Raw genomic sequence first — 2378 nt, forward strand, 5'->3', positions numbered from 1 at the left:
CTATTAGGCGACAATTAGCTTGGCCGGGTCGCGACAATTAGGTTGACCGGTTTTGGTACACTTTAGATATATCAAATTCAATAGAGAAAGATATGTCTGGAAAACCCATAACCAAGCAACAGGTTAATTTATATATGTCTTATCGTAATGATCATAAACAAACAGCAGCCGCTGCCCAATCTGGTATGTCAGAGCGTACAGCTCGGCGTATCGAATCCGGCCAGCATTCAACCACACATCTCCCTAGGGTTTATCGAACACGCAAAGATCCATTTAATGGTGCGTTTGAAGAGCATCTAGTGCCATTGCTCAAAGCAGATCCTGAACTTCAACCCATAACGTTATTAGATCAGCTCGATACACTCATGCCAGGTAAATTTGGTCACAATCATTTACGTACGTTACAACGTCGAGTCAAAAAGTGGTTGGCAACTGAAGGGCCAGAGCAAGAAGTTATCTTTCGTCAAAAGTACATGCCAGGGTTTATGGGGATATCTGATTACACTTGGATGAACAAACTTGAAATATCTATTGCAGGCCAAGCATTTTCTCATAAGCTTTTTCATTACAAGTTAGTGTTCAGTGGCTGGACGTATGCTCAACTTGTCTTTGGCGGTGAAAGTTTCGAATCACTCTCTACAGGTTTACAAAATGCATTTTGGCGCAGTGGTGGTGTACCACAGACACACCGAACCGATAGCTTAAGTGCTGCATTCAATAATCATTATGAACAGGAAACGTTAACTGAACGCTATCAAAAGCTATGTGCTCACTATAGCGTTGTTGCAACGCGTAACAATAAAGGTGTAGCTCATGAAAATGGTGCGATTGAAGTGGCACATAGCCATTTAAAACGAAAAGTAGATCAGCAATTACGACTACGTGGCAGTCGTGATTTCGCGACAATTACCGAGTACCAATCGTTTCTTGATGTAATTGTCGCCAAAATTAATCGCCAATGCAAAACTCGATTTGATGAAGAGCGCAAGCACTTAAATGATTTGCCTAAACGTCGTACCAACGACTTCTGCGAACAATACGTTAAAGTTACCTCTAGCAGCACCATCAGTGTTAAACGTGTGACGTATACCGTACCTTCTAGATTAATTAGTCATCGATTACTTGTACACATTTATGATACTCGGCTGGATTTATTTCTTGGTCATGAAAAAACGTTATCCCTGTCTAGAGTCTATGCTCAAGGACACTTAAGATCACGAGCAGTAGATTATAAACATGTGATCCACTCACTTGCGAAAAAGCCCAATGCGTTCAAATACTCGCAGTTACGAGAAGATTTGATCCCAGAAGGTGACTTCAGTTTGTTGTGGCAGCAGTTAACAGCAGAGCATGTTAGCGATAAAGACTGTCGTTATATGGTTGAATTATTGTTACTCGCTCATAACTATAATTGCGAGCATGCCCTTGGTCGTTATGTCTTGAAAAACCACGAGCAAGGTAAGTTTATATCTATTGATATGTGCCGTAAATTGTTTGCCCCTAGCACGCTCGTCATACCAAACATTGTCAGTCATCAACATCAAATAAGTGATTACGATAGTTTGCTTGGAGGGTTACATGGCTAATATTCTAAGCTTACCAATATTACTGAAAGAGCTGCGCTTAAGTGCGATAGCCAAAGAATGGGAAGTCCTTGCCCAAAAGGCTGTTTCACAGGAGTGGGAGCCTGAATTATTCCTTGCCGAGCTATGTGAACTTGAAGCTAATCATCGTCATGAAAGTCGATTAAAACGGTTACTTAAAGAGAGTAAATTACCCGTAGGTAAACAACTACATCAATATAAATTTGACGAAATAGAAGGTATTACGTCACTGCAAATGAAACAAAAAGTTAATCAGATTGACTGGCTTAGACAAGGCCATAATATCTTATTGTTTGGTGCTAGTGGTTTAGGGAAAACTCACTTAGCGTGTGCTATTGGTTACTCATTACTTGAAAAAGCAGTGCGCGTTAAATTCAGCACTAGTACAGCTATTGTTCAAGAACTCCAACGTGCAAAAGAAACGTTGGGCTTAACTGATGCCCTAAGAAAACTCGATAAATATGAGCTGTTGATATTAGATGATATCGGCTATGTGAAAAAGACTGATAGTGAAAGTCAGGTGTTGTTTGAACTGATTGCACATCGTTATGAACGAGGCAGTTTGTTGATCACATCGAATCAAGCATTCAGTGAGTGGGATAGTATATTTGGTGACAACATGATGACTGTTGCTGCTATCGACAGACTTGTTCACCACAGTGATATCTATCAAATAAAAGGAGAAAGTTACCGAAAAAAACAAGCTATGCAACTAAATTCAAATACCGGCCAAGTTAATTGACGCCAACCGGACAAGTTAGTTGACGTCTAATA

At 40.2% G+C, this 2378-nt stretch carries 2 protein-coding genes; both read left to right on the forward strand.

Features of this window, described 5'->3' with window-relative positions; translation table 11 throughout:
• Positions 1-92: 92 nt before the first annotated feature.
• The gene (gene istA / locus H4J62_RS19835) at positions 93-1586 is read left to right on the forward strand and encodes an IS21 family transposase (protein ID WP_182218723.1); all 1494 of its coding nucleotides are present in this window, start codon (positions 93-95) and stop codon (positions 1584-1586) included.
• Complete coding sequence (gene istB, locus H4J62_RS19840; RefSeq protein ID WP_070373500.1) at positions 1579-2346, forward strand: IS21-like element helper ATPase IstB; 768 nt, start codon at positions 1579-1581, stop codon at positions 2344-2346. Before istA ends, istB begins: the two co-directional genes overlap by 8 nt.
• Positions 2347-2378 lie beyond the last annotated feature (32 nt).

Source organism: Colwellia sp. BRX8-5, assembly GCF_014077325.1.
Taxonomy (GTDB): Bacteria; Pseudomonadota; Gammaproteobacteria; order Enterobacterales; family Alteromonadaceae; genus Colwellia_A.